Source organism: Bradyrhizobium sp. Leo170 (assembly GCF_004296405.1).
Classification (GTDB): domain Bacteria; phylum Pseudomonadota; class Alphaproteobacteria; order Rhizobiales; family Xanthobacteraceae; genus Bradyrhizobium.
The window spans coordinates 1-2,256 of the sequence record NZ_PSRR01000626.1 but is presented as its reverse complement, the minus strand read 5'-3'; the positions used below and the strand labels follow the sequence as shown (position 1 = coordinate 2,256).

Below are 2,256 nucleotides of genomic sequence, written 5' to 3'. Positions count from 1 at the left end.
CTAGTCACGTGCCCTGTAGTACACGATTTCTGTTCGTTCTTGGTGCTTTTTTCCGACCCAAGAGGAGGACATCTAATCGAGGAGAAGGAGAAGAGCCATGAAGATACGAACTGTCATCGGCGCGGCATCCGCTGCCATTGCCATTGCATCTGCATCGCCCACGTCCGCCCAAGATATCGGCGGCAAGGTCACGACGAACCTCGAGCAGACGATACCCAACATTCCCGGCAAGTCGCTGATCGCCGTGGTCGTCGACTACCCGCCGGGTGGGGCCACGGCTCCGCATACCCACGCAAAATCGTCGTTCATCTACGCCTACGTCATTTCCGGAAGCATCGAGTCGAAGGTGAACGACGGCGCAACGCGGGTCTACAAGGCGGGCGAGAGTTGGTCCGAACCACCCGGCGCCAGCCATCCCATCAGCCGCAATGCGAGCAAGACCGAGCCGGCAAAGCTGCTTGCGGTCTTCGTCGTCGATACCGACGACAAGGCACTGACCACACTCGTCAAATAAAACTTGAAGATCAAGGAGAATAACAATGACCAAGCGTCTCGATTACAACCACGTCGCACCGAACGGCGTGAAAGCCCTTGGCGGCGTCTATGGCTATATCATGCAGAGCGGTCTTCCCGCCGAGCTGGTTGATCTGGTTTACTTACGGATTTCGCAGATCAACAACTGTGCCTATTGCCTCGACATGCACACCCGCGACCTCATCAAGAAAGGTGTGAAGATCGAGAAGCTCGCGCTTGTGCAGGCCTGGGCGGAAGCTGGCCATCTCTTCAGCGAGCGTGAGCGTGCCGCGCTTGCCTGGGCCGAAACGGTGACACGTGTGTCGGAGACCGGCATACCGGATCAAGCGTTCCAGGCGGCGCGCGCAGTCTTTGAGGAAAAGGAACTGGTCGATCTCACGATCGCGATCGGCCTGATCAATGCCTACAATAGGTTGGCCATCGGCTTCCGGAACACGCCACAGGCAGTGCTCGAAAACTAGAGCATGATCCGGAAAAGTGGAGACCGGTTTTCCCTCGCGACAAACGCGAAGCGTTTGCGCGGAGATCATGCTCAAACAAAGAGCTAGAGCGGGATGACGATTCGAAGAAAAGTCATCACGCTCATGAGTACCGGCAGAAAAGGAGCCCTGCTGTTGGGCGGGGCTCTCGTTCAGTGAGTGACGCCCGGTGGTCGACACCGGGCATCGAGGTCCGTGTTATTTGATTTCCCACGACGTGTTGTGCGGTATGTCCATCGCAAAATAGTCACCCGGGCCGGCCAGCGCAGGCATAGAGATGCAAGCAAATGGTTCGCTCCCAGTGATCCCCTTATACTTCCCGGTACCGCCGGTGATGATATGAGTGCCGCAATCCAACTTCGGCTGGGACTTGTCGAGATCGCGCGTATCGAAGGTCGAGAAAATCTTGTCACCGTCGCTGTCGGCCAGCACGCAGGCGCCGTCAATGTACTTCTTGTCGCCGGACGCGACGTTCAGCGCCACGCAACGTGCTGACATCTTGTCCAGCATCTTCTCTCCCTTCATATTTTGCGTGGTCCCGACTGCCTCCAGCGTAGTGGCTTTACCGAGTTCAGCGGTGTCAATTGTCATCAATGGCCGAAAAATAAAATGCGTGACGTAGGGGGTGGTCCCCTTCTTTTCAATCGGGTCTCCCGCGACAGCCATGGGAGCCAAGGACATGAGCACCGCAGCAAGAGCCGTTGTCTTTGCGAGTCTCATCGCTGCGGTGGATGTGGCGAGTATGCTCAGGTTAATGAACTTCATCGGTTCCTCCTTCAAATCAAGCGGCGGTTTCAGGACTTTGTCGTGAACTGCCGCAAAGTTGGAGACGACCTGCATATGCCTTTCGTTGCAAACGTCGAATTGTGCGCCGGCGCTGAACGCCAACGCGATCACCGGCTAATGATGCTTCGCCTCAGATCGAGGAAGTATGTGGGGGATTGCGGCTCCGATCATCGGCGCATGACCTCGACACAAGGCATAACTCACGATCCGAGCGATCGGGACGGTACCATGGGGCGTGGCGGACGTCAGCCGTTCATATTCGCAAACAGCAGCACGTATTGTCAGTTGTCCTGACGTTATGTCGAACATGCGGTTGAGCTGTCGAGCTTGGCATCGCGGCTCAGTGGTGGCTGCTTCGCTACGGGCGCAAGGACGATTTCGGCACGAAGGTGCGACGAAACGACCCGACGGGCAAATCAGCCAAAGGTCTGTCCATCCCTTGGCGAAGAAATAATTC

The 2,256-nt window shown here is 56.7% G+C and carries 3 protein-coding genes; 2 read left to right on the top strand and 1 reads right to left on the bottom strand.

Features of this window, described 5'->3' with window-relative positions:
* Positions 1 to 97: 97 nt before the first annotated feature.
* Complete coding sequence (locus tag CWO89_RS43305) at positions 98 to 514, top strand: cupin domain-containing protein (protein ID WP_130584285.1); 417 nt, start codon at positions 98 to 100, stop codon at positions 512 to 514.
* A gap of 25 nt (positions 515 to 539) precedes the next feature.
* A complete protein-coding gene (locus CWO89_RS43300; RefSeq protein WP_130584284.1) occupies positions 540 to 995 on the top strand; it encodes a carboxymuconolactone decarboxylase family protein in 456 nt (151 codons plus the stop codon).
* Between the two features lie 216 nt (positions 996 to 1,211).
* Here the strand turns inward: CWO89_RS43300 and CWO89_RS43295 are convergent, their stop codons facing one another.
* Entirely contained in the window at positions 1,212 to 1,901 is a 690-nt protein-coding gene (locus CWO89_RS43295; RefSeq protein WP_245476842.1) for a hypothetical protein, read from the bottom strand.
* Between the last annotated feature and the right edge of the window lie 355 nt (positions 1,902 to 2,256).

Excerpts from the sequence above, each read along its gene's own strand:
- CWO89_RS43305 (WP_130584285.1), top strand. The coding sequence starts at position 98 with ATGAAGATACGAACTGTCATCGGCGCGGCATCCGCTGCCATTGCCATT.
- CWO89_RS43300 (WP_130584284.1), top strand. The coding sequence starts at position 540 with ATGACCAAGCGTCTCGATTACAACCACGTCGCACCGAACGGCGTGAAA.